The sequence below is a fragment of the Streptomyces sp. NBC_01244 genome, assembly GCF_035987325.1.
Taxonomy (GTDB): domain Bacteria; phylum Actinomycetota; class Actinomycetes; order Streptomycetales; family Streptomycetaceae; genus Streptomyces.
This window is the reverse complement of sequence record NZ_CP108488.1, coordinates 3,064,734-3,090,011: the sequence shown is the minus strand read 5'-3', so window position 1 is coordinate 3,090,011 and position 25,278 is coordinate 3,064,734. Positions and strand designations below refer to the sequence as shown.

Annotated in this window: 21 protein-coding genes, 1 other RNA gene and 1 pseudogene; 9 read left to right on the top strand and 14 right to left on the bottom strand. The window is 72.9% G+C overall.

Annotated features, from left to right (window positions below):
- Positions 1–32 precede the first annotated feature (32 nt).
- Positions 33–1,166, bottom strand: a complete 1,134-nt coding sequence (locus OG247_RS13645; protein WP_327252503.1) for a hypothetical protein — start codon at positions 1,164–1,166, stop codon at positions 33–35.
- On the bottom strand, positions 1,163–2,665 hold the full coding sequence (iscB, locus tag OG247_RS13640) for an RNA-guided endonuclease IscB (RefSeq protein WP_327252502.1): 1,503 nt from the start codon (positions 2,663–2,665) through the stop codon (positions 1,163–1,165). The genes OG247_RS13645 and iscB overlap by 4 nt, the downstream gene beginning before the upstream one ends.
- Positions 2,666–4,079: 1,414 nt before the next feature.
- Here iscB and OG247_RS13635 point away from each other — a divergent pair.
- The 4 genes from OG247_RS13635 (at position 4,080) to OG247_RS13620 (ending at position 7,608) form a co-directional block, all read left to right on the top strand.
- Positions 4,080–4,937, top strand: a complete 858-nt coding sequence (locus OG247_RS13635) for a Nif3-like dinuclear metal center hexameric protein (protein WP_327252501.1) — start codon at positions 4,080–4,082, stop codon at positions 4,935–4,937.
- Complete coding sequence (locus OG247_RS13630) at positions 4,934–5,677, top strand: zinc ribbon domain-containing protein (RefSeq protein ID WP_327257460.1); 744 nt, start codon at positions 4,934–4,936, stop codon at positions 5,675–5,677. Before OG247_RS13635 ends, OG247_RS13630 begins: the two co-directional genes overlap by 4 nt.
- Positions 5,677–7,014 carry a bifunctional RNase H/acid phosphatase gene (locus OG247_RS13625; RefSeq protein ID WP_327252500.1) on the top strand — a complete coding sequence of 446 codons (1,338 nt, stop codon included), beginning with the start codon at positions 5,677–5,679 and terminating at the stop codon, positions 7,012–7,014. The genes OG247_RS13630 and OG247_RS13625 overlap by 1 nt, the downstream gene beginning before the upstream one ends.
- Before the next feature lie 225 nt (positions 7,015–7,239).
- Positions 7,240–7,608, top strand: a complete 369-nt coding sequence (locus OG247_RS13620; RefSeq protein ID WP_327252499.1) for a hypothetical protein — start codon at positions 7,240–7,242, stop codon at positions 7,606–7,608.
- 242 nt (positions 7,609–7,850) lie between these two features.
- On the opposite strand, the gene OG247_RS13615 is transcribed toward OG247_RS13620, so the two are convergent.
- On the bottom strand, positions 7,851–8,498 hold the full coding sequence (locus OG247_RS13615; RefSeq protein ID WP_327252498.1) for a hypothetical protein: 648 nt from the start codon (positions 8,496–8,498) through the stop codon (positions 7,851–7,853).
- Between the two features lie 563 nt (positions 8,499–9,061).
- An RNA gene (rnpB, locus tag OG247_RS13610) (RNase P RNA component class A) lies at positions 9,062–9,463 on the bottom strand.
- Between the two features lie 78 nt (positions 9,464–9,541).
- Between rnpB and OG247_RS13605 the strand changes: the two genes are divergently transcribed.
- The gene (locus OG247_RS13605) at positions 9,542–10,321 is read left to right on the top strand and encodes a MerR family transcriptional regulator (protein ID WP_327252497.1); all 780 of its coding nucleotides are present in this window, start codon (positions 9,542–9,544) and stop codon (positions 10,319–10,321) included.
- Positions 10,318–11,154: a hypothetical protein gene (locus OG247_RS13600; protein ID WP_327252496.1), complete on the top strand. Its 837-nt coding sequence runs from the start codon at positions 10,318–10,320 to the stop codon at positions 11,152–11,154. The genes OG247_RS13605 and OG247_RS13600 overlap by 4 nt, the downstream gene beginning before the upstream one ends.
- A gap of 138 nt (positions 11,155–11,292) precedes the next feature.
- On the opposite strand, the gene OG247_RS13595 is transcribed toward OG247_RS13600, so the two are convergent.
- From OG247_RS13595 to OG247_RS13570, 6 genes are all read right to left on the bottom strand, one after another.
- A complete protein-coding gene (locus OG247_RS13595) occupies positions 11,293–11,889 on the bottom strand; it encodes a hypothetical protein (RefSeq protein WP_327252495.1) in 597 nt (198 codons plus the stop codon).
- A complete protein-coding gene (locus OG247_RS13590) occupies positions 11,886–13,058 on the bottom strand; it encodes an MAB_1171c family putative transporter (protein ID WP_327252494.1) in 1,173 nt (390 codons plus the stop codon). The genes OG247_RS13595 and OG247_RS13590 overlap by 4 nt, the downstream gene beginning before the upstream one ends.
- A 1-nt stretch (position 13,059) precedes the next feature.
- The gene (locus tag OG247_RS13585; RefSeq protein WP_327252493.1) at positions 13,060–13,761 is read right to left on the bottom strand and encodes a hypothetical protein; all 702 of its coding nucleotides are present in this window, start codon (positions 13,759–13,761) and stop codon (positions 13,060–13,062) included.
- Positions 13,762–13,903: 142 nt separating this feature from the next.
- On the bottom strand, positions 13,904–14,416 hold the full coding sequence (locus tag OG247_RS13580) for an XRE family transcriptional regulator (protein WP_327252492.1): 513 nt from the start codon (positions 14,414–14,416) through the stop codon (positions 13,904–13,906).
- Positions 14,417–15,083: 667 nt separating this feature from the next.
- The gene (locus OG247_RS13575; RefSeq protein ID WP_327252491.1) at positions 15,084–15,989 is read right to left on the bottom strand and encodes a helix-turn-helix domain-containing protein; all 906 of its coding nucleotides are present in this window, start codon (positions 15,987–15,989) and stop codon (positions 15,084–15,086) included.
- Between the two features lie 475 nt (positions 15,990–16,464).
- The gene (locus OG247_RS13570) at positions 16,465–17,907 is read right to left on the bottom strand and encodes an RNB domain-containing ribonuclease (RefSeq protein WP_327252490.1); all 1,443 of its coding nucleotides are present in this window, start codon (positions 17,905–17,907) and stop codon (positions 16,465–16,467) included.
- A gap of 267 nt (positions 17,908–18,174) precedes the next feature.
- Here OG247_RS13570 and yaaA point away from each other — a divergent pair, with 267 nt between their 5' ends.
- Positions 18,175–18,975: a peroxide stress protein YaaA gene (gene yaaA, locus OG247_RS13565; RefSeq protein WP_327252489.1), complete on the top strand. Its 801-nt coding sequence runs from the start codon at positions 18,175–18,177 to the stop codon at positions 18,973–18,975.
- A gap of 361 nt (positions 18,976–19,336) precedes the next feature.
- On the opposite strand, the gene OG247_RS13560 is transcribed toward yaaA, so the two are convergent.
- Positions 19,337–20,086 carry a bifunctional DNA primase/polymerase gene (locus OG247_RS13560; RefSeq protein WP_327252488.1) on the bottom strand — a complete coding sequence of 250 codons (750 nt, stop codon included), beginning with the start codon at positions 20,084–20,086 and terminating at the stop codon, positions 19,337–19,339.
- Positions 20,087–20,297: 211 nt separating this feature from the next.
- Positions 20,298–20,954: a TetR/AcrR family transcriptional regulator gene (locus OG247_RS13555; protein WP_327252487.1), complete on the bottom strand. Its 657-nt coding sequence runs from the start codon at positions 20,952–20,954 to the stop codon at positions 20,298–20,300.
- 97 nt (positions 20,955–21,051) lie between these two features.
- Between OG247_RS13555 and ddaH the strand changes: the two are divergent.
- A pseudogene (gene ddaH, locus OG247_RS13550) lies at positions 21,052–21,888 on the top strand (dimethylargininase); the annotation flags it as partial.
- A gap of 73 nt (positions 21,889–21,961) precedes the next feature.
- Here ddaH and OG247_RS13545 read toward each other — a convergent pair.
- Together OG247_RS13545 and OG247_RS13540 are read right to left on the bottom strand one after the other, a co-directional pair.
- Positions 21,962–22,966, bottom strand: coding sequence for a small ribosomal subunit Rsm22 family protein (locus OG247_RS13545; RefSeq protein ID WP_327252485.1), 1,005 nt, complete (start codon positions 22,964–22,966; stop codon positions 21,962–21,964).
- Positions 22,967–23,021: 55 nt separating this feature from the next.
- Positions 23,022–24,362 carry a Bcr/CflA family multidrug efflux MFS transporter gene (locus OG247_RS13540; RefSeq protein ID WP_327252484.1) on the bottom strand — a complete coding sequence of 447 codons (1,341 nt, stop codon included), beginning with the start codon at positions 24,360–24,362 and terminating at the stop codon, positions 23,022–23,024.
- A 108-nt stretch (positions 24,363–24,470) separates the two neighbouring features.
- Here OG247_RS13540 and OG247_RS13535 point away from each other — a divergent pair, with 108 nt between their 5' ends.
- The gene (locus tag OG247_RS13535) at positions 24,471–25,241 is read left to right on the top strand and encodes an SDR family oxidoreductase (protein WP_327252483.1); all 771 of its coding nucleotides are present in this window, start codon (positions 24,471–24,473) and stop codon (positions 25,239–25,241) included.
- Positions 25,242–25,278 lie beyond the last annotated feature (37 nt).

Sequence of the window (25,278 nt, the reverse complement as noted above, 5' to 3'; positions counted from 1 at the left end):
GGATGGTCGCGCGGCCGCCGGCCCGGCCGGCCTCAGCCCAGCGGTGCCTGCTGCAAGGGGACCGGGCGGGCCGGCGCCGGCGGGAGGGGGATGGGGTCCAGGCGGACGGGTGGGGGCGGGGAGACCGGGAGGGTCATGCCCAGGAGTCCGCACGGGACTTCGGGGGTGGCGTACGGGAGGTGCAGGCGGCCCTCCGGGGTCCAGCGGCCCGTTCCGCCGAGCCAGCCGGCCGGGGCGCCCAGCCGGAACACGTGCCGGTCGGTGGGGCGCCACAGGGCCAGCCCGGCCACGGAGCCGCCGTAGCCGTCGCCGGCCTCGTCCACCCGCAGGGCGACCCCGCAGCTCTCCGGCATCAGCACCTGACCCGGCTGCACCGCGAAGGGCGTCGCCGAGGCCCCGACGGCCCGCAGGCACTCCGGGAAGCGCACCGGGCGGGCGCTGCCCAGGACCCCCCAGCCGAGCCGGGGTTCGCCCGGCGCGTCCGAGCGGATCAGCAGCAGCCCGCTGTCGGGATCGGCCAGCAGCAGGCGGTCGTCGCTGGCCTCCGCGATCTGGAGCAGCGGCGAGATCTCCCCGCCCCGCCGCAGGTCCACGGCCACCGCCTTGGTCACCGGCCCGCCCGGGCCGTCCAGTTCGCGGTCCAGCGCCAGCAGCCGGCCGGTCCGGTCCAGCCAGACCCCGCCCGAACACCGCCCCGGGATCCGGGCGACCCGCTCCGGCCCGAAGGGGACCCCGGCCACCTGCCACACCGTGGTCGAGGCGGCCCCCACGGCCAGGGCGAAGGCCCCGTGCCCGTCGGGGGACGGGGGCAGCAGGGTGACCCGTACGCCGTCGGCCGCCGGGATCGAGCCGAGCTGCAGCTCCCCGGTCCGGGGCCCGGCGCCCGCCTCGCCGCCGCCCGTCGGGTACAGCAGCGCGAAGCCGTGCCGCTCCGCCACCCGCCGGTGGATCAGCACCCGCCCGTCGGCCAGCGGCAGCACCTCGCTGTCGGCCTCCTCGGGCTGCGCGAGCGGCAGGGGCACCGCGTACGGCTCGGGACCGGTCAGCGTCCAGCGCTCCGGATAGCGTGCTTCGCCGTCCCCGGCGAGCCGTGCGGCGTAGGACCCGTCCGCGGCGATGGTGAACGGGGTCGTCGCCGTGGTCTCGATGGAACAGACAGCAGTCATCGTGATCTTCTTTCGTGGCCGCTCTCTGCTTCGAGTCGGGTGGAGTAGGCGTAGCCGTCGGCTCGTTGGATGAGGCGGAAGTATTGGTGTCCGATGCCCTGGACGAGGCCGAGTGGCGTTTTGATGTTGAAACGGCCAGTGGTGCGGACGGCGATCCGGCCGGTGTGCGTGCCGGCCTTCTTGCCGGTGGGGACGACGGCGCGGGCGAGGTCACCGGTCTGGTAGCCGAAGAACCGCTTCTGTCTGGGCAGGCGCAGACGGGGGAAGCCGTACTTGTCGGTGCGGGTACGGGCGTAGGTGCCACGCCCGGTTGCGGTGACCGCCAGGACGCGGGCCGGAGCGCGGGTGATGGCATTGAGTTCGCCGACGCACAGGGCATCGAGGGTGTGCGTCTTGGGAGTATTGGTCTGCTTTCGGTTCCATTTCGTGCGGCCACCCGATGCGGTGTGCACCGAAGGGAAGGCGGCATCGAGGGCGCGCCACAGGGCCCAGTGGGTGGCATTGACGGCTGCTGCGTCGCGGAGTGGTGCCTTGGCTTGGGCGAGGATGCGGGTCAGCCGGTGCGGCGACTGCTTGAGGAATTCTTCGACGGGCTGGTTCGACTTCTTCTCGTTGCAGGGCACGCACGCGGTGGTCAGGTTGGAGACGCGGTCACTGCCGCCGCGTGAGCGGGGATGAATGTGGTCGATGTTGAGTGGGACTCCAGTGGTGCCGCAGTAGGCGCAGGACCGGCCCCATTTGGCCAGCAGGTATTCGCGGGCTTCGGTGCCGTGCAAGGTTCCGTGCTGGTACTCGGCGCCCTCCAGCGGCCCGCCGTTGGACAGGGCGTGGGTGTCGAACGCGACCCGTTCCACATGCACCGCGTGGATGGGAGCCCAGCGTGCGAGCCGGGCGGTCCACGACATGGTGGTGTCCACTCGGTGGCGCAGCGATGGGGCGAGCCAGCCCTTGGGGCGGGTGCGGTTGGAGAAGCGGGGTGCGCGGTGGCGCAGGTTCCGGGTGCGCCTACCGCGCCGGTAGGCGGCGCGAGCGGTGAGGTTGTCGCGGATGACGCCGCCCCGGTGAGTGAGTTCGACCGCGTACAGGCCGCGACGTTCACCGTCCTTTGCGGTGAAGACGGCGATGCCGGTGTGCCTGGAGCCGGGGTCGATCCCGAGTTCCACACCGTCCACTTGGGAGGTGGAGACCGTGCGGTCTTTGAGCCGGATCACGAATGGGGTGTGCCGGGCCACGGCGGCTCTGCCCTGGCTGAGGAGTTTGCGGGCCCTTGCAGGGCTGGTGGGTTGGAGTGGTGTGCCGTGCTTGTCCAGGACGAACACGACGGGGTGGCCCTCACGGGCCTTCTCCCCAACCTGGTGGTTGGGGGTGACGCCGCCGATGCCAGGTGAAGCATCGGCGGTCTCCCCTCGCACATGTACCGCGCCGGGTGCCTCGCGGCGTTCGAGTCCCGTTTCGTCCCCGATCCGGGGGGTGTCTACTGACTCGAATTCCAGAGCCACCTGCTGAGGAAGCACAGGGGGGTGGGTCTTCTGTCCTGCGTGGTACGTAGCCAACTTCGTTCACCTCCAACACGCATAGTCGGCCGGTGCTGGTAACGGCGGCCGTCAGCCGCAGTGGCTGAAGGCTCCCTCCTCGAGGAGGGGGATCACGTGACCTGCGGACACCTCCGCCGAGGAAGGTAGTGATCGCGCTTCCCCTCGGACAACGCGACAATCCCCGCTTCACACATACGGGTGGCGGGGTGGCGATTCGTCTGTGGAAGGGGAGGCGACTGTGCTGCGCGATATCGGGGTGTTTGGGGTGAGCAGCCGGGTTAGGTACACCTAACCCGGTTTTCCAGTCTTTGCCCGCTCCCCGATCTCGGGAGACGGCACGACCCCGGCCGCCTCGGCCGGGGGAGCCGCGCGTCAGGCCCGGGCGGTCCGTGCGCCGAGGTCCGGGAGGTCCGGGAGGTCCGCCGGTCGTGGCTGCCCGGGTTCGGGCGGGAGACCCAGCCGCTGCCGCACCTCGCGGGCCAGCGCGTGCCGGCCGCCCAGCGCCCGGGTCACCTCGGGCAGCAGCTCCCGCCACCGGGGCCGCCGTGCAACGCCGCCAGCCCCGCCACCTGTGCGTACCGCCCCGCAGGGTGAACGGGTCGTCGGCCCCGAACAGCTCGGTCCGCCGCGCCGGCACCGCGTCCAGCAGCCGCAGCGCATCCGCCGACCGGTCCCGCGCGGACAGCGCCGGCGCGCGGCGGAACCAGGCCTCCACCGTCAGCCGGTCCCCGCTCCCGAGCAGCGCCTCCAGATCCGGTGCCGGCTCCTCCCACTGCGCGAGGTCCGCCCCCGGATCGACGGCCCGCGCGGTCAGCGCCGGCAGGTAGCGGGCCCGTAGCACCAGCTCCCCGGCCGACCCCCGGTGCGCGTACAGCGCCGGCATCAGCTCCACGAGCAGCGCCCGCACCTCCGACGGGCGGTCCGCCACGGGCGCAGGCGCAGGCCAGGTCGAAGCCGAACTCCACCGTCAGCGGGTCCCCCGCACCGGCGGACCCGGCCCCCGCGGCCGGCTCAGGGTGCGCAGCCGGTCCACCACCTCCGCGGCGTCCGCCGGCCGGTCCGCCGGGGTGCGCGAGGCGTCCCGCCGTCGTCGCCTCCCGGCCGAGCCGGGACACCAGCTCGGGGACCAGCGCCGGATCTGCTTCCTCGCGGATCAGCTTGATCGCGACCTTGCGGCGGATGCGCCGGTCGATGCCCTCCCGGACTTCGCCCGTGCCGCCCACGTCCAGGCGCCGGACCAGCTCATATCGGGCGTCGAGCACTTCTCCGGCACGCGTGGATCCCCCCGTTTCCCCTGCCGCCCCAGACGGTTTCCGCATCGGCCCGCAGATGGGACGGGAAGACCGGGGCCGGTCGCCACGGACGGTAGCCTTGGCCTGTGCCCCGTCTCTCTGAAGTCATCGCCGCGCTGGACGCTCTGTGGCCCCCCTCGCGGGCCGAGGAGTGGGACGCCGTCGGCACCGTCTGCGGCGACCCCGACGCCGAGGTCTCCCGGGTGCTGTTCGCCGTCGACCCCGTCCAGGAGATCGTCGACGAAGCGGTGAAGCTGGGTGCCGACCTGCTCGTCACCCACCACCCCCTCTACCTGCGGGGCACCACCACCGTCGAGGCCGGCACCTTCAAGGGCCGCGTCGTGCACACGCTGATCAAGAACGACATCGCGCTGCACGTCGCCCACACCAACGCCGACACCGCCGACCCGGGCGTCTCCGACGCCCTCGCCGGCGCCCTCGACCTGCGCGTCACCGGCCCGCTGGTCCCCGATCCGAGCGACCCCCACGGCCGCCGGGGCCTGGGCAGGCTCTGCGAGCTGGACCGCCCCGAGACGCTGCGCGAGTTCACGGCGCGCGTCGCCGCCTGGCTCCAGCCGACCGCGCAGGGCATCCGCGTGGCCGGTGACCCCGACGCGATGATCCGCACGGTGGCCGTCAGCGGCGGCTCCGGCGACAGCCTCTTCGCGCAGGTCCGGGCCGCCGGTGTCGACGCGTACGTCACCGCCGACCTGCGCCACCACCCGGTGTCCGAGGCCCGCGAGCAGAGCCCGCTCGCCCTCGTCGACGCCGCCCACTGGGCCACCGAATGGCCCTGGTGCGAGCAGGCCGCGGCCCAGCTCGACGCCATCTCCGAGCGCAACGGCTGGGGTCTGCGGACCCACGTCTCGCGCACGGCCACCGACCCGTGGACGGCGCACGCGCCGTCCGTGACATCCCCTTCTCACCCTGGAGCCCCCAACTGAACGCCGAGCCCGCCGACCAGATCCGACTTCTCGACGTCCAGGCCCTGGACGTCCGGCTGTCTCAGCTCACCCACAAGCGCAAGATGCTCCCCGAGCACGCCGAGGTCGACTCGCTGACCAGCGACCTCGCCCAGCAGCGCGACTTCCTCGTCGCCGCCCAGACGCAGGCCACCGACGCCGCGCGCGAGCAGACCAAGGCCGAGCAGGACGTGGACCAGGTGCGCCAGCGCGCCGCCCGCGACCAGTCCCGCCTGGACACCGGCGTCGGCATCTCCGCCCGCGACCTGGCCAACCTGCAGAGCGAGGTCGTCTCCCTGGCCAAGCGCCAGGGTGACCTGGAGGACGTGGTCCTGGAGGTCATGGAGCGTCTGGAGGGTGCGCAGGAGCGCGTCACCGAGCTCACCGAGCGGGTCGCCTCCCTGGAGACCAAGCTCGTCGACGCCACCGCGCGCCGTGACGCCGCCACCGGCGAGATCGACGCCGAGGTCGCGGGCATCGCCAAGGACCGCGAGGTCATCGTCACCACGATGCCGGCCGCGCTGATCGCCCTGTACGAGAAGATCCGCGTGAAGCAGGGCGGCGTCGGCGCCGCCCGCCTGTCGCAGCGCCGCTGCGAGGGCTGCCGCCTGGAGCTCGACCTCGCCGAGGTCAACGAGATCAAGGCCGCCGCCCGCGACCAGATCGTCCGGCACGAGAGCTGCGGCCGCATCCTGGTCCGCATGGCCGACTCGGGCATCTGATGCCGCGGTTCGTTGTGGAAGCCGACGGCGGCTCCCGGGGCAACCCGGGGCCCGCCGGTTACGGCTCCGTCGTCCTCGACCCGGTGACGGGCGAGACGCTGGCCGAGCGCGCGGAGTACATCGGCGTCGCGACGAACAACGTGGCCGAGTACAAGGGCCTCATCGCCGGGCTGAAGGCCGCTCGCGAACTGGACCCGGACGCGCTGGTCCTCGTACGCATGGACTCCAAGCTCGTCGTCGAGCAGATGTCGGGCCGCTGGAAGATCAAGCACCCGGACATGAAGCCGCTCGCGGCCCAGGCGGCGAAGATCATGCCGCGCGCCCAGGTGACGTACGAGTGGATCCCGCGCGAGAAGAACAAGCACGCGGACCGGCTCGCGAACGAGGCGATGGACGCGGGCAAGCGCGGCAAGCAGTGGGAGCCCTCGCACTCCTCGGCCGCCCTGGACGCCTCGGCGGCGCGCACCCTGGCGACCCCGCAGGGCCCTCCGGGTGACGCGGCGAAGGGTGCCGCGGCCGTCAGGGCTGCCCTCGCCTCCTCCTCGTCCCGTACGTCGGCCACCGCGCCGGTGTTCGCGGACGCCGGGGCCGACACCCTGTTCGCGGAGCCCGGCTCCAGCGCGGCCGGGACCGTCCCGCACCCGGTGCCGCAGCCCGGCCAGGTCTCCCCGCAGCCCACGGCGGCGCCCACCGTCGGCTGGGGCCCCGACATGGGGACGCCCGCCACCTTCGTGCTGCTGCGCCACGGAGAGACCGCGCTGACCCCGCAGAAGCGGTTCTCCGGCAGCGGCGGCAGCGACCCGGAGCTCTCCGCGGCCGGCCGCCGCCAGGCCGCCGCCGTCGCGGAGTCGCTGGCCGCGCGCGGCACCATCGAGACGGTGATCAGCTCCCCGCTGCGCCGCTGCCGGGAGACCGCGCAGGCCGTCGCCGACCGGCTCGGGCTCACGGTCACCGTCGAAGAGGGCCTGCGCGAGGTCGACTTCGGGGCATGGGAGGGGCTGACCTTCGCCGAGGCGCGCGAGCGCCACCCCGAGGACCTCCAGGCGTGGCTGGACTCCCCGAAGGCCGCCCCCACGGGCGGCGGCGAAAGCTTCGCTTCGGCCACCCGCCGCATCTCGGCGACCAGGGACCGGCTGCTCGCCGAGCACGCGGGCCGCACGGTCCTGCTGGTCTCGCACGTGACGCCGGTCAAGATCCTGGTCCGCCTCGCGCTGGGCGCCCCGCCGGAGGCCCTGTTCCGCATGGAGCTGTCGGCGGCCTCCCTGTCGGCGGTCGCCTACTACGCCGACGGCAACGCCTCGGTCCGCCTCCTGAACGACACGTCCCACCTGCGCTGAGCCACCACGCCCGGCCGCACGAGGAGGCCCCCCGCCCGGACCGGGCGGGGGGCCTCCTCGTAATCCCCGAGCCGTGGGGCGCCGCCGGTTGGTAGAAAGGGCGACGTCAGGTGAGGTCCGGAGCAGGGGGCCACTCGTGGAGAAGGGAGCCACCCGTGCCGCCGTACCCGTCCGGCTTCCGGTAGCACCCCCAGGACGGCCCTGGGGTGCGGCTGGAGGCTCTCCTTGTCCCGCACCGCCCACCACATTCCCGCCCCGCGCACCCCGTTCGCGCAGCGCGAGGCGCTCGCCCCGCCGCACACCGGGTTCACCGGTCCCTGGCGCCGGGTCGACCTGCGCAGCCTGCGCTACTCTGCCGCCGAGCTCCGCACCGCGGCCAAGGAGGGCCGGCGCCCGCAGCCGCGGGAGGTCCGCCGCGCCTTCGACAGCTGGCGGTACTGCTGTGCCTTCGGCGGATCCCTCTCCGAGGCCGCCAACCTCGCGGAGCGAGCCGCCCGCGCACGCGCCCGTACCGCCTGCCGCGCCGCGCTCCACGACCCCGAGACGGCCATCGAGCCCTACCGGCCCCGCTACGGGGCCCACTGGGAGGCCTGACCACGGGTACCGGTACGACGAAGCCCCCGCACCCGAACGAACGGGAAAGCGGGGGCTGTTCGCCGGGAGACGAGCCGGCCTGTACGCCGGTTTCTCCCGGCCCGGCTTTGTGACCTGCACCTTCGGGCAGCCCGCATCCACCAGCAGCCACAGCACCCGCACCGATGGAGAGGGCGGTGCGGATTCCGTCGCCGGAGGGTGGAGTGGGGTGGGGTCTTGGACTGGGGGGACCTTCGGGTGTGTTAGACGAGGTCGCCGACGAAGGCGGCGATGGGCTGTCCCTCGGTGACGGCGTAGCGGCCGTGCGCCGATTCGGTGCCGACGACGATCTGATAGATGCCGGCGCCCGCCGGGACCTGGATGGGGAGGATGGGGAAGGTGCAGGTGTCGGCCGTGTCGGCGAGCGTCGAGGCCGCCTTGAATTCGCGGACGCCTGCGCCGAGGTGGGTGAGTCCTGCGACGGCGCCGGTCTTGTCGTAGACGGTGACCTGGGTGTTCTGGTGGAGATCGGAGTTCCCGCCGAGGCCGACGCAGCCGTTGGCGGGGGTGTTCTGGATGTGGGGGGAGATATAGACGCCCTTGTCCTGGATGGTGAGGGCGCCCTGGATGACGGTGGTCGCGGGGGCGGTGTTGCTCGGCGACGCCGTGGCGGTGGCTGCCGGGTTGTTGTCCTTCCCGTCATCGGCGACCAGGACGACTGCGACGGTGGCTGTGGCCAGGATGACCAGCCCGGCCGCGCCCGCGGCGGCGATGCCGATCTTCTTGCCGGTGCTCATCGGCTTCTTCGGTTCGGGCATCGCGGCCCAGGGGCCCAGGGGCGGGTAGCCGTAGCCGGTGGGCGGCTGGAGGGGCTGCGCGGGTATGTGGGGCGGCTGCTCGGGGGCGGTCATGCAGGGTCCTCGTCTGGGTGCGGCGCTCAGGCGGCCTTCGTCGGCAGAAGGGATCTTTCGGCTGGCGCCCGCGCAGACTAGACCTTGACGTTCCGTCAATCCAGACGCGTCCGGAACGTGAAACAGCCACCGCCGGCCCGGGAAATACCGGGAGAGCGGGGGCTGCTGCTGTTCGTCGGGGTGTTGTCCTCGGCGCGGGCGGTATCGAGGAGACGTGGGAGACCTACGCGGGAACGGGAGCGGGGCCGAGGTGGTCGAGACCACCGCGTTCCCGGATGCCTTCACGCACGCGGGCGAAGGGGCCGCGAGCGCGGCCGGATGACGTGCGACTGTCCATGGGGGCAGCGGATCACCGCGTGGCCATGCCACGATGCACAGCGTTGTTCCTGGTACGTCGCAGGGAAGCTGACGGCGTCGGCGATGGTAAAAGCCGCACGTCAGCCGGAACTGATTCGCACCGGATTCGCACCCGAGGGTGCGGTGACAGAGCGAGCGAGGGTCGGCACTCACGACCTGATATGCGCAGATGGGAAGCCCTTCCACCTCATCCGAGGTGGGTACGGCAGACGAGCCGGCCTGTACGCCGGGTTCTGTCGCCCGGTGACCTCGCGGTCGCCGGGGAGACGGCCATCCATCTAGGACCGGCGTTGCCGCCGGTCTCGTGCGGTCTACCCGCGAACTCGGGCGGGCAGCCCTCGAACGTTCGCGCAGGGCCGTTCGGAAACGGCCCCTCTTGACCTTGCTCCGGGTGGGGTTTACCTAGCCGCCTGAGTCGCCTCAGGCGCTGGTGGTCTCTTACACCACCGTTTCACCCTTACCGGGGGCCGAAGCCCCAGGCGGTCTGTTTTCTGTGGCACTGTCCCGCGGGTCACCCCGGGTGGCCGTTAGCCACCACCCTGCCCTGTGGAGCCCGGACGTTCCTCGGCGGGATCCGGGGATCCCGACGCGGCCGCCCGGCCGACTCGTCTGTCGTGCCGCCCATCGTACCGGCTGCGTCATCACGGCTTGACCTTGACGCAGCGGCAGGGTTTCTACTGGAACCCATGCGGATCGGAGAGATCGCCGCGCTCGTCGGGGTCACCACCCGGGCGATCCGGCACTACCACCACGTCGGCCTGCTCCCCGAGCCGGACCGGCGCCCCAACGGCTACCGCGCCTACAGCGTGCGCGACGCCGTCCGGCTGGCCCGGGTACGCCGGCTGACCGAGCTCGGGCTGAGCCTCGACGAGGTGCGGGACGTGCTCGCGGACGACGCGGGGCGCGAGCTGGCCGAGGTACTGGCCGAGCTCGACGCCGACCTCGCCCGCCAGCAGGCCGAACTGGCCGAGCGCAGACGGCGCCTCGCCGTCCTGCTCGCCGCCCCGCCCGGGGAGGCGGAGCCGGTCTCGCCCGCCCTCGCCGAGCTGCTCGCCAAGGCGCCCGCGACGGCCTCGCCGTCCGCCGCGCTCGACCGAGAGCACCTGAGCCTGCTGGACGCCTCGGGCGCGGTGGGGGAGGAGCTCTACGCCGTGCTCGGGACGGTCGCCGCCGACCCGGCCGTGCTCGCGCTGTACGAGCGGCTCGACGAGCTCGCCGACGCGGCCGGGGACGATCCCCGGATCGGGCCGCTCGCCGCGGAACTGGTGGCCGCGGTGCCCGCCGAGGCGTTCGCGGCGATGGCGACGGCGGCGACGACGGAGGGGGCCGGCGGGCCGCAGGAGCTGCCGGGCTTCCTGGAGGCCCTGCTCGCCGAGTACGCCCCGGCGCAGGCGGAGGTCGTCCGCCGGGTGATGGACGCCTTCACGGACACGTGGGCCACGCAGACGAAGAGGGGCCGGGAATGAGCGCGATACGCGCGGCACGGATCGGGGTGGCCGCCGTGCTCCCCATGGAGCTGGGGCTGGTGGTGTGCGTGGCCGCCGGAATGAGACCGCCCGGCTGGGCCCTCGCCGTCGCCGAGGCGCTGGTGCTGGGGGTCCTCCTCCTGGAGGCCGGCGTCCTGTACTCCCTGTACGCGGCCGCCCGCGCCCGCGGCGCCGGTCCGGGCGCGGCCCGCCGCGAGGCCGTGCGGGCCGTGGTCCCCGTGACCGTACGCCGCCTGGTGCTCCACGAGCTGCGCGCGTCCGCCGCGCTGGCCCGCTGGGCGCTGCGGCGGCCGCCGCACGGGGTGCGGCCCGGAGACCACGCGGCCCCGTACACCGGACCGCAGACGGCCATGATGTACGGGCTGGTCTTCGTGTCGCTGATCGAGACGGTGGCGCTGGCCTTCCTGATCCCCTGGCCGGCCGTCCACCGCGTGGTGCTCGTCCTCGACGCGTACGGGGTGCTGCTGATGCTCGGGCTGCACGCCGCCTGCGTCACCCGGCCGCACGTCGTGAGCCCCGACGGGACCCTGCGGATCCGCTACGGAGCCCTCTTCGACCTCACCGTCCCGCCGGAGGCGGTGGCCTCGGTCCGGGTCGACCGGCGCTACCCCGCGGGACGGCTCGTCACCCTCTCCGAGGACGGGGTGCTCGACCTGATCGTCGGCAGCCAGACCACGGTCACCGTGGAACTTCTCCGCCCGCTCTCCTTCCGCCGCCCGCTCGGCGCCCGCGCCGAAGCCCGCGTCGTCCGCTTCCACGCGGACGAGCCGCGCGCACTGGTCGACGCACTGCGGCAGCCCACACCCCCGTGACGGGCTGCCGCAGTGCCGACGGTGTGCGCCGAGCCTGACAAGCCCGTGCGCGCCTGTCTTGTCGAAAACGGCACGGCCCGGAAACGGCACGGCCCGGAAACGGCACGGCCCGGAAACGGGCCGGCCCGCCCTGGTCGTCTAGCGGACCAGCGCGAAGGTGGTGGCCGCGACGGCCGCGCCCACCGCGGTGCCCGCGAGGACCTGGGCGAGCGTGTGATCCTTCAGTTCGACCCGGGACCAGCCGACGAGGGCGACCAGCGGGTAGGCGAGCAGCAGCCAGGGCCCGTAGGTCAGGGCGAGCATGGCGACGCTCCCGGAGGAGACGGCCGCGTGCACGCTGATCTTCCAGACGGGGGTCACGGCGAGCAGGGCCGCGAGGGTGACCAGCATGGCCGCGATCAGCGCGATCATCGTGCGGGGCGAGCCGAGGAGCGCCATCAGCAGGATGCCGGTGGCGACCGAGCCGATGATGAACACCATCACGACGATGCGCTGTCGGCGCTGGCCGACGTGCCGGTCGGCCCAGCGGCCGCGCCGGATGCCGTACTTGATGAAGGCCAGCGGGATGACGGCGGCGAACAGGCAGCCCAGGAGCCCCCAGCCGATCCCGGAGAGTCCGGCGGTGTGCCAGCCGATCAGGAGGGTGTCGGCGATGATCCAGGTCTTGGGATCGAGCCCGTCGGTGATCAGGCGGGCGGATCGGGACTCGGTGGGCTGGGTGAGCGTGGCGGTCACGCCGTGGCCTCCTGGCTGGTCGCGGTGAGGAATTCGTCGGCCACGGAGGAGTGGTAGATCCGGGCGAGCTGGATGAGCCGCAGCACTTCCGCGGCGAAGTCGAGTTCGTCAATGCCGACGCAGGCCGCCGGCTCCTGGGTGCCGTGGAGCGGCAGGACCCCACGGGCCTTGCCCTCGCGGGCCGCCCGCATCCACAGGGCTTCGGCCGCCGGGCTCGTCGCCGGGTCGAACCCCGCCTCCAGGGCGGCGCGGTGCGCGCGCTCGCGGACCTCGTGGGCGGTGTAGGCGTCCAGGGTCAGGGCGGCGTCGCGGATCTCGATCACCCGCCGGTACAGCCGCAGGCGCGGGCTGCGCAGGAGGCCGGTCTTCAGGACGATGTCGGGGGTGACCGCGGTCAGGTCCTGCCAGAGCGGCTGGAGCTGCCGGTGGTGGCGGCCGTCCTGGACGGTGCGCCAGGCCACGCCGAAGGCCGGGATGCTGCTCCCGATGAGGATGAAGCCGATCGCCAGGTACTTCAGGGTGTCGGTGACGTTGTCGACGGCGATGTCGCTGGTGTCGTCCGTGAGGCCCGCGAGGCGGCTCGTGATGTACCCGGCCCGCAGCAGGGTGTAGAGCACGCCGACGGCGGTTCCGATGCCCATGAGGCGGACGCCGGTCCGCAGCCACAGGGCGCTGGCGTGCCGGGCGCTGCCCCAGAAGAGCCAGGTGGCGGTGGCCATGGCGATGCCGAGGTAGACGACGAAGAGGAGGTAGTAGACCGTGGCCCAGCCGTTGCCGGCGGTCTCCTCGAAGAAGTCGGTCATCTCGTGGGGCCGCGGGACGAAGAACGCGAAGAGCACCGCCATGGCCGTCATCGCGGTCAGGGCGGCGTAGTGGCGGGCCCGCAGCCGGCGGCCGGTCTCCGGGCGGGCGATGGCGACGACGAAGTCGACCACCGCGCCGGCGGCGATCATGCCCAGCCAGTGCTTGACGAGGGTGGAGAGGTTGTTGACCCCCGCCCAGTCGTCCAGGGTGCGCATCACGCCGGGGAGGCGGAGGGTCATGGAGACGGTCAGGGCGGCGAACGCCGTCCACAGGGCGCGCTGTTTGACCGACCGGACGGCTGAGGGGGCGCGCCAGAGCGTCACCGTCCAGAGCATGGCCAGGATGGCGATTTCGAGGTGTTTCACTTCACGACCACGTGTTTCGAACGGGGTGCCCGAGGGCGTCATGGAGGCGTACGAGACGGTCCTCGGCCTCACTGTCACTGGAGGTCGACTGCGTCGTGTTGTAGCGGCCGGCCCGCTCGTGGATGAGCGTGGCCAGGGTCTCGGCCTGCCGCTCCTGCGGGCTGGCGAATTTGCTCCGCCCCATGAGGTGCGCCAAGCGGTCGATGTCGAGGCCGAGTTCCTCGTCGATCGATTCGGTCCTGCGCGCCACGTTCCTGATCCGGGCCGCCTCGGTGCGGATGATCGAGGCCACGGGCAGCTCGGGGCGGTCGAGTCCGGAGACGGCCGTGTGCGTACGCGTCAGCAGGCGCTGGAAGTGCTCGGAGGCCCGGGCGATCTCCCGGTCCGAGGGCTGTTCGGGGATGTCGAGTTCGGGAGCGACGTGGCCGAGCAGCATGTGCGAGATCTCGTGGAGGACGATCTGCACCTTGAGGATCTCGGCCGCGACCGCGTCGTAGAAGACGAGGTCGGCGACGTCCAGTCCGAGCCAGATCCCGCAGGGCAGGGCCGGGTCGGGGGGTCCGTCGAGGGGCAGCAGGATCAGCGGCCGGCCGCGCTGCGCGGCTATGCCCTCGCAGAAGGCTTCCAGGTCGAAGGGCCGGGGGATGACGAGCCGGTCCGCGACGGCCGCGCACTCCGCGTCGGCGCGCTTCCACCAGCGCATGGTCGCCCTCCCCGCCCGTCACAGCCCAGCCCGCACACCCGATCGGGTTTGAGAGTAACCGGAAGCACACCAGGGGCTCACTGGGGGAGGAGCGGTGGCCGGAATATGGCCGATCGGGTCAGTCGCGTGGCTGATTCGAGCCTCAGGAGTCCTTGCCGCGGCGGCGCCGGGGCTTCACGTCCGGCAGTCCTTCGGCCTTCCGGAGCTGCTTGATCAGGCCGGTGACGGACCGCATGGACCCGGCGGACAGCCCGCTGAGGCGGAAGGCCGCGGCCTTGACCTGCTCGTCCTCGAGGACCTGGGCGAACTCGTCCGCCGCGGCGGCCTTGCCCATCTCCTCGCGCAGCCGCGCGATCCGTTCCTCGATCCGCTGCTCGATCGCCTGGGCGTTCTCGCCGTCGGCCAGGTACCCGACGGTGACGCCGAAGAAGTTGGCGATCGCGCGGATCGAGTCGATGCCCGGGTTCGGGTTGTTGTTCAGGCGGATGGTCTGGACCGTGCCGTGCGAGACGGAGGGTCCGGACAGCTTCTTGGTGCCCTCGGCGATCTCCTGGTACGTGTACGGCCCGCGGCCCGCCGGATGGATCGTCTCGATCAAGAAGCCGAGGCGGTCACCCATGGTGTCCCGCCGGTCGGTGGGGGTCTCCTCACCCATCACCGTCACTGCTCCCGTCTACGGCTGGATCTCATGGTCCAGTACTAAATCATCACCGGCATTATCTACCTGCCTAGATGGCTTTCGCCACACAGTGCAACGAACTCCGTCTACCCAGCTAGCGGACCTCGTGGAATGTGACCCATGCCATATTGCCCCCGGGGCGCCCCGCGGGACCTTGACAGGGCCTGTGTGCCGCGGCGTATCTTCGTCCAGCCGTCTAGCCCACTAGATGGTTCGGCGCTTCCTCGCTGGACGCAAAGCGTCTAGCCGACTGAGTGCCGGAGCCGGTGGGCGGGGACGGAAGGGGGAGGAGCCGCGATGCCGCCACGGCGGCAGGCTCCAGGTGCAGGACCAGGGGGGTCGGCGCGCTCGCCCGCGGGCTGAGGTACGGGGGTCCTCAGCCCGGGGCGGGCGACCGCTCGCCGACGGGTGCCGACGCCCGTCGGCCGGGTCCGGCGGAATCCAAACGGGGGAGCCGCCGCCGGACGGCACGGGCCGGCCGCGGCCCGGGACGCGATCCGAGGCGCGCCCCGGGCCGCGATCCGGCCTGGGCCCACGGCGGCAATGGGCCCACGGCGGCAATGGGCCCACGGCGGCAATGGGCCCACGGCGGCCTGGGCCCGACGGCCCGTTCCGACGGCCCGTTCCCGACGGCCCGGGCCGTCTAGCCGGACAGCATCACGCTGCTGACCCGGCCCGCCATCCGGTCCAGCGCCGAACCCGGCGCGAGGCCGCCCCGCAGCAGGACGAACCGGGACGGGGGCAGCCCCGTCATCGCCTTCACCTCGCGGCTCAGGTGCGCCTGGTCGTGGTAGCCGCACACAGCCGCCACCTGCGCCGCCGCCGTTCCCGCCGCCAGCAGCCGCAGGGCGTGCTGCAGCCGGAACACCCGGGCCATGGCCTTGGGCGACAGGCCCACCTGCTCGCGGAACCGGGCCCGTACGGTACGGGCGCTCCACCCCGTCGCGGCGCTCACCCGGGTCAGGGAGCGGGTGTTCGCCCACAGTCCGGAGAGGGCGCCGTCGACCTCGGGCGCGGGGAGCGGGCCGCGGTCCAGGCGGGCGCAGAACAGCTCGTCGAGCAGGGCGAAGCGCTCGGGCCACGAGGGGAGTGCCTGGAGCCGTTCGGTGAGGTGGCGGCCCGGCGCTCCGAGCACGTCCACCAGATCCACGTGGGCGTCCTCGAAGTGCCACATCGGAATGCCGAACAGCCGGTAGCAGCCCTGCGGGGTCATGTTCACCTCCAGCCCGTGCACCACCCCCGCGTGCACCCCGATCGCCGGCACCGTGCGCGGGCCGCTGATCATGGCCCGGTCCGCGGGCCGCAGCCGGGTCGCGGCGAGGTCCTCCGTACGGGAGACCCACAGGCCCTCGGAGAAGCTGAAGACCAGCGTCACGCAGCCGGTGGGCAGCTCCAGACGGCGCCTCGGGGCCGTGAACTCGGTGTGGAACCCCGTGTAGTTGATGATCAGCGATCGCAGCGCGGCGGCCGGCGGGCGGCGGCGGGCCGATCTGGCGCCCGCGGTGGCGGCCGGCATCGCGCGTACGTCGAAGGCGTCGACCGCTCCCATGTCCGGTCCCTCCCGCCGTCGTTGCGCGGCCGGTGATACCGCGCGGTCGGCCGATGATGGCAGGTCAGGGGGCACGATGTCAGGATGCGTGCATGCCGGAGATCATCAAGGGGGAAGTCAGCGGGTGCGGAGACCGCCGGTGTACACGTCCGTACGGTTCTGTGGTGCCTCGGAGTCGGTTTCGGTGAGCACCGCCCGCACTCCCGCCGGGCGGGTCGTTGCCGAGGCGGTCCCAGACCTGACACCAGTGCCCCATTCAAGGCAATCCGCACAGAGCGTCCCGTCCGTCGTCACCCCTTCTGAACGCAAGCAGGGCGGCGGAACGCCCGCGGTCAATGACGCGGACAACTTCCGCAAGGGCGGTACGTACGACGGGGAGCAAGTCGACTAACCCCCCCCACACACAAGGCGCCCCGCGGCCACGCGCCGCGGGGCGCTCCCGCGAGGGCGGCGAGCACGATCCGAATGAGACGGCCTAAGCCGGTGCGAAGAGCACCTTCGCCCGCCCCGGGTCCGCTTCCGTCAGTCGGACCCTGATCCGGTCGCCCAGCGGCAGCTCCGCCGACGTGGACTCCACGCGGCCGATCACCGCCGGCTCCTCCAGGTGGACCGTGCCGACCAGCGGCTCGTGGTCCTTGACGTCGATGACCGTCGCCTCGAAGGTCTCCCCGACGCGGTCCTTGAGGAGCGCCGCCTCCACCAGGTCCACGCACTCCCGCTCCGCCGAGTTCGCCAGCCGGGTCCCGTCCGCCATCTCCTTCGGCAGGGCGTCGAGCGCGTCCACCGCCCACCCGGGAGGCTGCTCCCCGGCGACGGCCGCCACGCACAGCTCGCCCGTGTACCGGTCGACGAGCCGGCGCAGCGGCGCGGTGCAGTGGGCGTACGGGGCCGCGACCGCGGCGTGCAGCGCGGGGTCCGGGGTCCGGCCGCCGGTGAAGACCGTGTAGCCGGCGCCGCGCAGCAGGGCCGTGCACTCCTGGAGGAAGGCGGCGTGGGCGGGCCGGTGCGGATCGAGCCCGCGCACGAGCTCCGCGTACGGGACGTGGTGCGGCCAGTCGATCCGCAGGGCCTTCGCCGCCCGGCGCAGCCGCCCGACCGCTCCGTCGGGGGCGGTCGGCAGGGTCCGCAGGATCCCGGTCCCGGCGGCGAGCATCAGCTCGGCGGCGGCCATGCCGGTCATGAGGGAGATCTGCGCGTTCCAGCCGTCGGCCGGGAGCGGAGCCCGGTAGGCCAGGCTGTACGAGCCCTCGTGCTCGACGATCTCCTGCTCGGGCACGTTCAGCGAGATCCCCCCGCGCTCCGCCTCCAGGGCCTCGCGCAGCCGTCCGATGTCCTTCAGCAGGGCCAGCGGCTCCTCGGCGGTGCCCGCGTCGATGGCCTTCTGGACGCCGTCGTAGTCGAGTTTGGCCCGGCTGCGCACGCGTGCACGGCGGACGTCGGTGCTCTCCACCCGCCCCTCGGCGTCCAGGTCGAGCCGCCACAGCAGGGCCGGGCAGGTCTGGTCGGGGAGCAGGCTGGCGGCGCCCTCCGAGAGCACGGCCGGGTGCAGGGGAACCTTCTCGTCGGGGAAGTAGAGGGTGGTGACCCGCCGGTGGGCCTCGGCGTCGAGGGCGCCGCCCGGGGTGACGTAGGCGGCGACGTCGGCGATGGCGTAGTGGACCCGGTAACCGCCGGAGGGGCGCTTCGCCAGGTGCATGGCCTGGTCCAGATCGCGGGAGGTCGGCGGATCGATCGTGAAGAAGGGGATGTCGGTGGCGTCGAAGTCCGGCAGGAGGGGGTTTCGTACCACCCGCTCGGCCTCGGCGAGTACGGGCGCCGGGAACTCCTCCGGCACCTCCAGCTTCGTCCGCAGTTCACGCAGCGCGGCCCGCAGAGCAGCCCCGTCTGCGCCGGTCATGATCATATGACGGCGTGGCATGAGCTGAGCCTAGGGGGTGTCTTGCCGATCGGGCCGGATCAGGGAGCGGTGTCTGGTGTCGTGCATCGCAAGGCGGAGGAGGGAGACGACGCGGAGCGTCGGCGACCGACGACAACGCGGCGAGGTGCGGTGCCAGACGCCGCGAGCCCGGCCTGATCGGCAAGACACCCCCTAAGGCCGGTGGGCCCGGGCGGCGCGGCGAGCCGTCTACCCTGGTCGGGGGCCGCACCCCCGCCGCTGTGCCGTGCCCGTCGAAGGAGAACCACCGTGCTCGTGCTGCTGCCGCCGTCCGAAGGAAAGGCCGCCGGCGGCTCCGGCGCACCGCTGAAGCCGGAGACGCTCTCGCTGCCGGGGCTGGCCGCGGCCCGCGCCGCCGTGCTGGAGGAACTGGTCGAGCTCTGCGTGGGCGACGAACTGAAGGCCCGCGAGGTGCTCGGCCTGAGCGAGGGCCTGCGCGGTGAGGTCGCCAAGAACACGGAGCTGCCGACGGCGGTCGCCCGCCCGGCCGGCGAGATCTACACGGGCGTCCTCTACGACGCGCTGGGCCTGTCGACCCTCACGCCGGCGGCGGCGTCCCTGGCCGCGGAATCCCTGCTGGTCTTCTCGGGCCTGTGGGGAGCGGTCGGGGTCGAGGACCGCATCCCCTCCTACCGCTGCTCGATGGGCGTGAAGCTGCCGGGGCTGGGGGCGCTGGGCGCGTTCTGGCGCGAACCGATGGCTTCGGTGATGCCGGAGGCGGCGGGGGAGGGCCTGGTCCTGGACCTGCGGTCCTCGGCGTACGCCTCGGCGTGGAAGCCGAAGGGGGAGGTGGCGGGGCGCACGGCCACGGTCCGCGTGCTGCACTCCCAGATGGTGGCCGGGGTGGAGAAGCGCTCGGTGGTGAGTCACTTCAACAAGGCCACCAAGGGCCGCCTGGTCCGCGACCTCCTGTCGGCGGGTGCGGTCCCCGCGTCGCCGGCGGAGCTGGTGACGGCCCTGCGGGACCTGGGCTTCACGGTGGAGGCCGAAGCCCCCGCGAAGCCGGGCAAGGCCTGGTCCCTCGACGTGGTCGTCACCCAGATCCACTGACCCGGGGGCTGCGGGTGGGCCGGTGCCGGGGGCGGGGTGGGGTGTCGGCCTGGACTGCATGATTTAGGCGCCCTGGGCGCAGCTTCGACAGGGTGCGGGGTGCTTCTGCGCCACACATCACGCTCTACGTCCCGGCCGACACCCCACCCCGCCCCCGTCCCCGGCCGGGCATGTCAGCCGTCCGGCGTTTGAGGGCCGGGGTCCGGGGCGGAGCCCCAGGGGTCCGGGCAGAGCCCGGGGAACGGTGGAAGGGCGGGGCGGGGACCTCGCCCCGCAGGGCCACCCACCCGCACCCGGGACCGGCGCCGCCAGGGAATTCAGGGCCTACGGCCCGGCCGCCCGGGGCTCCGGCGGCAGCCGGTCAGCGGCCCAGGGGCCAGGCGACCGTGGCGGGGGTCTGGTCGGAGGCGCCGGCATACGTGGCGCACGCGTCCGTGAGGGTTTCCAGCAGGGTCAGCGGATCGACGAGCGGGTGCTCCATGCCGCGGAGCCAGGACACCGAGAGGTCCCCCGGCAGGGCCGCGGGCGGCACCAGTACGTAGCTGCCGCGGCAGTGCCAGCGCAGTCCGGGGTGCTCGTCCATCGTCTCGGGGTGGCAGTCCAGTTCACAGGGCCACCACTCGTCCTCGTCCTCGGGCGTGCCCCGGGTCGCGGTGAAGAAGAGCATCCGGGCCTGGTCGCCCGTACCGCCCGATTCCGCGACCGGACCGACCTCGATGCCGGCGGCCAGCAGGCGTTCCAGCGCGCTGTGCCCGGCTTCCAGAGGGACGTCCAGTACGTCGTGGACCATGCCCGTCGCGGTGATGAAGTTGGCCGCGGGCTGGTTGCGCGCCCAGCGCTCGACCTGCGCGCGGTCCGTCGTGGACTGCGTCTGCCAGGCGAAGGAGACGGGGTGGCGCGCGGGAGTCGGACAGCCGATCCGGTCGCACGAACACCGGTAGCCGGCGGGATGCGCGGCGGGCGAGATCGGCAGACCCGCCGCGGCCACGGCCAGCAGCAGGGCTTCGCGTTCTCGTGCGGGGTCCGCGGCGTCGGGTTTGGGCTTGCGGCGCAGCCACTGGGAAATCCTGCTCTGCTCGCCGCGTTTGACGCGGCCCGACTCAGACCCCATCTATCCCCTCACCTACACCGTTGCCCCGGTAGACCCTCACATGTTCCCACCATCCTGGGCGCCGGGTGACCGCACCCCCGGACCGGGACTCCCACATAACCATAGAAATCGGCCATATGTTCTCGGCCATCGAAGGTCCATGACGTATCCCACCCCGGCCCCACCCGGCCCCGCCCGGCTCCCGTTCCGGGCCCGCCGGTCCCGCCCCTGGTCAGGGTCTCGCGCCGGCTCCGCCCAGCACCGAGTCCACCAGCGCGTCCGCATACGCGTGCGTGAGCGGCGCCGTGCGCAGCAGCCAGCGGTAGGTCAGGGGTCCGAGCAGCATCTCCACGGTCAGCCGCAGATCGGTGTCCGGCGGGAGCTGCCCGGCCTCGCGGGCCGACCGCAACCGCTCCTCGTACAGCGCGAGCTGGGGCTCGAGGAGCTGCTCGGTGAAGCGCGCCCCGAGCTCGGGGTCGGTGGCGCCGGCCGCCGTCAGGGCGCGCGCGGGGGCCGCGTACCGCTCGTCGGCGAACTCGTCCACCGTGGCCCGCAGTACGTACTTCAGGTCGGCGGCCAGGTCACCGGTGTCGGGGAAGCCGGTCCACGCCCCCTCGGACTGCGCGTCCCCGGCGAGCGCCACCGAGGCGTCCAGCAGGACCGCGGCCTTCGACGGCCACCAGCGGTAGATGGTCTGCTTGCCGACTCCGGCGCGGGCGGCGATGGCCTCGATGGTCAGCTTGTTGTAGCCGACCTCTCCCACCAGCTCGAGCGCCGCGTCCAGGATGGCCCGCCGCGAGCGGTCGCTGCGGCGGGTGGCGTCCGGGGTCCGGGGGGCGGCGGCGGTGCCGGTGCCGGTGCCGGGATCAGGGAGGGGACTGGAGCTCATTTCGGCAACTTATCAACCGCGTACCGCTCGTCTTTCAGCCGTTCGGGAAACCACCCAATCAGTTCACTGCGCCGTTCCCGTCGAGGAGAGACGATTCTCTTCTCATCACCGTGAGGAGCCCTCGTTGCACAGAGACGCCACACCCCGGCGCTACCTGATGTGCCCACCCGCGCACTTCAAGGTCACGTACTCCATCAACCCGTGGATGGACCCCACGAAACCGGTGGACCTGCCCCTGGCCATGGCCCAGTGGGAGGACCTCCGCGACCGCTACGTGGCCCTCGGCCACACCGTCGAGACCCTGGTCCCGGACCGCGGTCTGCCCGACATGGTCTTCGCGGCGAACGGCGCCCTCGTCGTCGACGGACGGGTGCTGGGCGCGCGGTTCGCCTACCCCGAGCGGGCCGCCGAGGCGGAGATCCACCTCGACTGGTTCCGCGGCCACGGCTTCCAGGACGTGCACGAGCCGTCCCACGTCAACGAGGGCGAGGGCGATTTCGCCGTCACCGCCACCTACATCCTGGCCGGCCGGGGCTTCCGCTCCAGCCCGCTCTCGCACGACGAGGCCCAGGAGTTCTTCGGCCGCCCGGTCATCGGTCTCGACCTGGTCGACCCGCGCTACTACCACCTGGACACGGCCCTGTCCGTGCTCGACGGCGACGAGGTCATGTACTACCCGGACGCCTTCTCCGAGGGCAGCCGGGCGGTCCTGCGCCGGCTCTTCCCCGACGCGCTGATCGCGGATGCCCAGGACGCGGCGGCCCTCGGGCTCAACGCGGTCTCGGACGGCCGGCACGTGCTGCTCCCGCAGGAGGCGACCGGGCTCTTCGCGCCGTTGCGGGCGCGGGGGTTCGAGCCGGTCCCGATGGACCTGGGGGAGCTGCTCAAGGGCGGCGGCAGCGTCAAGTGCTGCACGCAGGAGCTGAGGCCCTAGCCGGCGGCGGGTTGCGCCGCCCCGCCGGGGGCCGGTGCCCCCTGCGGGCTCGGGCCCCCGGCCGGTGCCGGGCTCAGACCTCCTGCGGAGGCGGCCACTCCTGGCCCCAGTCGGCGTCGCGCGCCGCCTTGTACAGGTCTCCGTGGCGCTTGGTCACGTTGACCCGGGTCTGCCCCTCGGACTCGGGTCCGCACAGCTCCAGCAGGACCAGCCCCTTCCGGATCTGCGGCCTGCGGGTGATCCGGGAGGCGGCCGGCTCCACCGGGAAGCGGGTGGCGGCCACGTAGCTGAACTTCTCGTCCTCGTAGGGGAGGGAGCCGCCCTTGATCTGGCGGTGCAGGGAGGAGCGGCTGACCCGGGCCGAGAAGTGGCACCAGTCCTTGCCGACCTCGATCGGGCAGGTCCCGTCGTGCGGGCACGGGGCCGCGACCCGCAGCCCGGCCTCGATCAGCTGGTCGCGGGCCTCGCGGATGCGCAGGTACCCCTCCGGCGTGCCGGGCTCGACCACCGCCACCGCCTGACCGGCCCGCGCCGCCTCGGCGACCACCTCGCGGCGGGCCTCAGGGGTCAGCTCGCCCAGGACGTACGAGACCGTCACCAGGTCCGCCTCCGGGAGCGTCAGCCCGGCCCCGATGACGGTCCGCCGCCACTCGGCGGCCCGCAGCACCGGCGAGGAGGAGGCCGCGGCCAGCTCCTTGCCCAGGTCCAGGGCCGGGTCCGCCCAGTCCAGTACCGCAGTCTCGCGGGGCCCGCCCCAGATGGCGTCCGCCGCCCAGGCCGCCGCGCCGGTGCCGCCGCCCACGTCCACGTGCGAGGCCGGGGACCAGCCCGGGGCCGCCTCGGCGAGCCCGTCCAGGGCGGACCGTACGGCCTCGAAGGTGGCGGGCATCCGGTACGCCGCGTACGCGGCCACGTCGGAGCGGTTGCGCAGGACGGGGGTGTGGGTCGGGATCTGGCCGCGGTAGTTGGCGATCAGCCGCTCCACGGCGGCCGTGGCCTGCTTCTGCGGGAGGCCTTCGAGCAGCCCGGCGAGGGCGCTGCGCAGGGTTTCGGCGGTGGTGGTGGCGGAGTCGTTCACTCGTGAAGTTTACGGGGCCGGGCCGGGGCCGGAGCCCGGGCCCGGCCCCGGACGCTCAGGCCGTGGTCTCCGTCGGCGTTGTCGTCTCCGTCGGCGTGGCCGGCGTGGTCGGCGGGCCGGCGCGCCAGGGGCGGCACAGGACGACGAAGCAGAGGACCGCCATGAGGGAGCAGGTCACCTGGACCACGGCCATCGGTACCGCGGTGTCCTCGCCGGCGATGCCGACCAGGGGGGAGGCCACGGCTCCGACCAGGAAGGAGGAGGTGCCCAGCAGGGCGGAGGCCGAGCCGGCCGCGTGCGGGGTGCGCATCAGGGCCTGCGCGTTGGTGTTCGGCAGCACCAGGCCCATCGCGGACATCAGGACGAACAGCCCGGCGCAGATCGGGAAGAGCCCGACCTCGCCGAAGACCCCCGCGGTCATGAGGAGCAGGGCGGCCGAGGCCGTCATGACGACCGCGAGACCGTACCCCAGCACCTTGTCCAGGCTGACCCGGCCGACCAGCAGCTTGCCGTTGATCTGGCCCACCGTGATCAGGCCGAGGGAGTTGACGCCGAACAGCAGGCTGAAGGTCTGGGGCGAAGCGCCGTAGATCTCCTGCACGACGAACGGCGAGGCGGAGATGTACGCGAACAGCACCGCGAAGGCGAACCCGCCGGCCAGCGTGTAGCCGGTGAAGACCCGGTCGGCGAGCAGCCCGCGCATGGTCCGCAGTGCGGCGCCGACGCCGCCGGTCTGACGCCGCTCGGGCGGCAGCGTCTCGCCGAGCTTGCGCCAGACCAGGAGGGTCAGGAGGGCCCCCACGACGGTGAGGACGCCGAAGACCCCGCGCCAGTCGGCGAAGCGCATCACCTGGCCGCCGATGAGCGGGGCGATGATCGGCGCCACGCCGGATATGAGCATCAGGGTGGAGAAGAACCGGGCCATCTCGACCCCGTCGTACAGATCGCGCACGACGGCCCGCGCGATGACGATCGCGGCCGCGCCGGCCAGTCCCTGGAGCAGCCGGAAGGCGATCAGTAGTTCGACGGTCGGGGCGAAGGCGCAGATGGCGGTGGCGAGGACGTAGATCGTCAAGCCGGCGAGCAGGGGGCGCCGACGGCCCCACTTGTCGCTCATCGGGCCGATCACCAGCTGGCCCAGGGCCATGCCGGCGAGGCAGGCGGTGAGGGTGAGCTGGATGGTCGAGGCCGGGCTGTTGAGGTCCGTGGTCACCGCCGGCAGCGCCGGGAGGTACATGTCCATGGACAGCGGGGTGAGCGCGCTGAGCCCGCCGAGGATGAAGGTGACGAGCAGTCCCGTCCGGCGGGCGGCCGTCAGGGGAGGGGCGGTGAGAGGGGAGGGAGTCGTGGGTGACGAGTCCTTCGAGGGCGCTGTCGCGTGGCCTCGTTCCGGCATACGGAACTCCAGTCTTCTTATCGTGTCTTCACACCCCCTGATGGTTCATGTTCTCAGCAATCGGAACGTCCCGGGGCCGATCTCCCGTGTGACGTAGCCTGCGGCCCCATGAACGCACGTGTGAAGAAGACCGCCGTAGTGACCGGAGCCGGTTCGGGAATCGGCCGTTCCGTGGCCCTGACCCTGGCCGCCGCCGGATGGTCGGTGGCGGTCGCGGGCCGCAGGACCGAGCCGCTGGAGGAGACCGCGGGGGCCGCGCGGGCGGCCGACGCCGAAGCCGACGTGCTCTGCGTCCGGGCCGACGTGAGCGATCCGGACGACGTGGCCGCGCTGTTCGAGACCGTACGGGAGCGCTACGGGCGGGTCGACCTGCTCTTCAACAACGCGGGCACCTTCGGCCCGGCCGGAGTCCCGCTGGAGGACATCTCCTACGAGGCCTGGCGCTCGGTGGTCGACGTCAACCTCACCGGCTCCTTCCTCTGCGCGCAGGCGGCCTTCCGGGTGATGAAGGCCCAGGATCCGCAAGGCGGCCGCATCATCAACAACGGCTCCATCTCCGCGCACGTGCCCCGGCCGAACTCGATCGCCTACACCGCGACCAAGCACGCCATGACCGGCCTGACGAAGTCCCTGTCGCTGGACGGACGCCCGTACTCGATCGCCTGCGGGCAGATCGACATCGGCAACGCGGCCACCGAGATGACCGAGCGGATGCAGACCGGGATCTTGCAGGCCAACGGACAGCTCGCGGTGGAACCCGTCATGGACGCGGCCGACGTGGCGCGCACGGTGCTGCACATGGCGGAGCTCCCGCTGGGGGCCAACGTGCAGTTCGCGACGGTGATGGCGACCGCGATGCCGTACATCGGGCGCGGCTGACCCGGGAATGTCCGCCCCGAGGCCGGGGTTGTGGCGA

Excerpts from the sequence above, each read along its gene's own strand:
- OG247_RS13580 (WP_327252492.1), bottom strand. The coding sequence starts at position 14,416 with ATGGGTGAGGAGACCCCCACCGACCGGCGGGACACCATGGGTGACCGC.
- OG247_RS13540 (WP_327252484.1), bottom strand. The coding sequence starts at position 24,362 with ATGCCGGAACGAGGCCACGCGACAGCGCCCTCGAAGGACTCGTCACCC.
- OG247_RS13575 (WP_327252491.1), bottom strand. The coding sequence starts at position 15,989 with ATGGGAGCGGTCGACGCCTTCGACGTACGCGCGATGCCGGCCGCCACC.
- OG247_RS13585 (WP_327252493.1), bottom strand. The coding sequence starts at position 13,761 with ATGCGCTGGTGGAAGCGCGCCGACGCGGAGTGCGCGGCCGTCGCGGAC.
- OG247_RS13555 (WP_327252487.1), bottom strand. The coding sequence starts at position 20,954 with ATGAGCTCCAGTCCCCTCCCTGATCCCGGCACCGGCACCGGCACCGCC.
- OG247_RS13600 (WP_327252496.1), top strand. The coding sequence starts at position 10,318 with ATGAGCGCGATACGCGCGGCACGGATCGGGGTGGCCGCCGTGCTCCCC.
- OG247_RS13615 (WP_327252498.1), bottom strand. The coding sequence starts at position 8,498 with ATGACCGCCCCCGAGCAGCCGCCCCACATACCCGCGCAGCCCCTCCAG.
- OG247_RS13570 (WP_327252490.1), bottom strand. The coding sequence starts at position 17,907 with ATGCCACGCCGTCATATGATCATGACCGGCGCAGACGGGGCTGCTCTG.
- OG247_RS13605 (WP_327252497.1), top strand. The coding sequence starts at position 9,542 with ATGCGGATCGGAGAGATCGCCGCGCTCGTCGGGGTCACCACCCGGGCG.
- OG247_RS13645 (WP_327252503.1), bottom strand. The coding sequence starts at position 1,166 with ATGACTGCTGTCTGTTCCATCGAGACCACGGCGACGACCCCGTTCACC.
- OG247_RS13625 (WP_327252500.1), top strand. The coding sequence starts at position 5,677 with ATGCCGCGGTTCGTTGTGGAAGCCGACGGCGGCTCCCGGGGCAACCCG.
- OG247_RS13560 (WP_327252488.1), bottom strand. The coding sequence starts at position 20,086 with ATGGGGTCTGAGTCGGGCCGCGTCAAACGCGGCGAGCAGAGCAGGATT.
- OG247_RS13535 (WP_327252483.1), top strand. The coding sequence starts at position 24,471 with ATGAACGCACGTGTGAAGAAGACCGCCGTAGTGACCGGAGCCGGTTCG.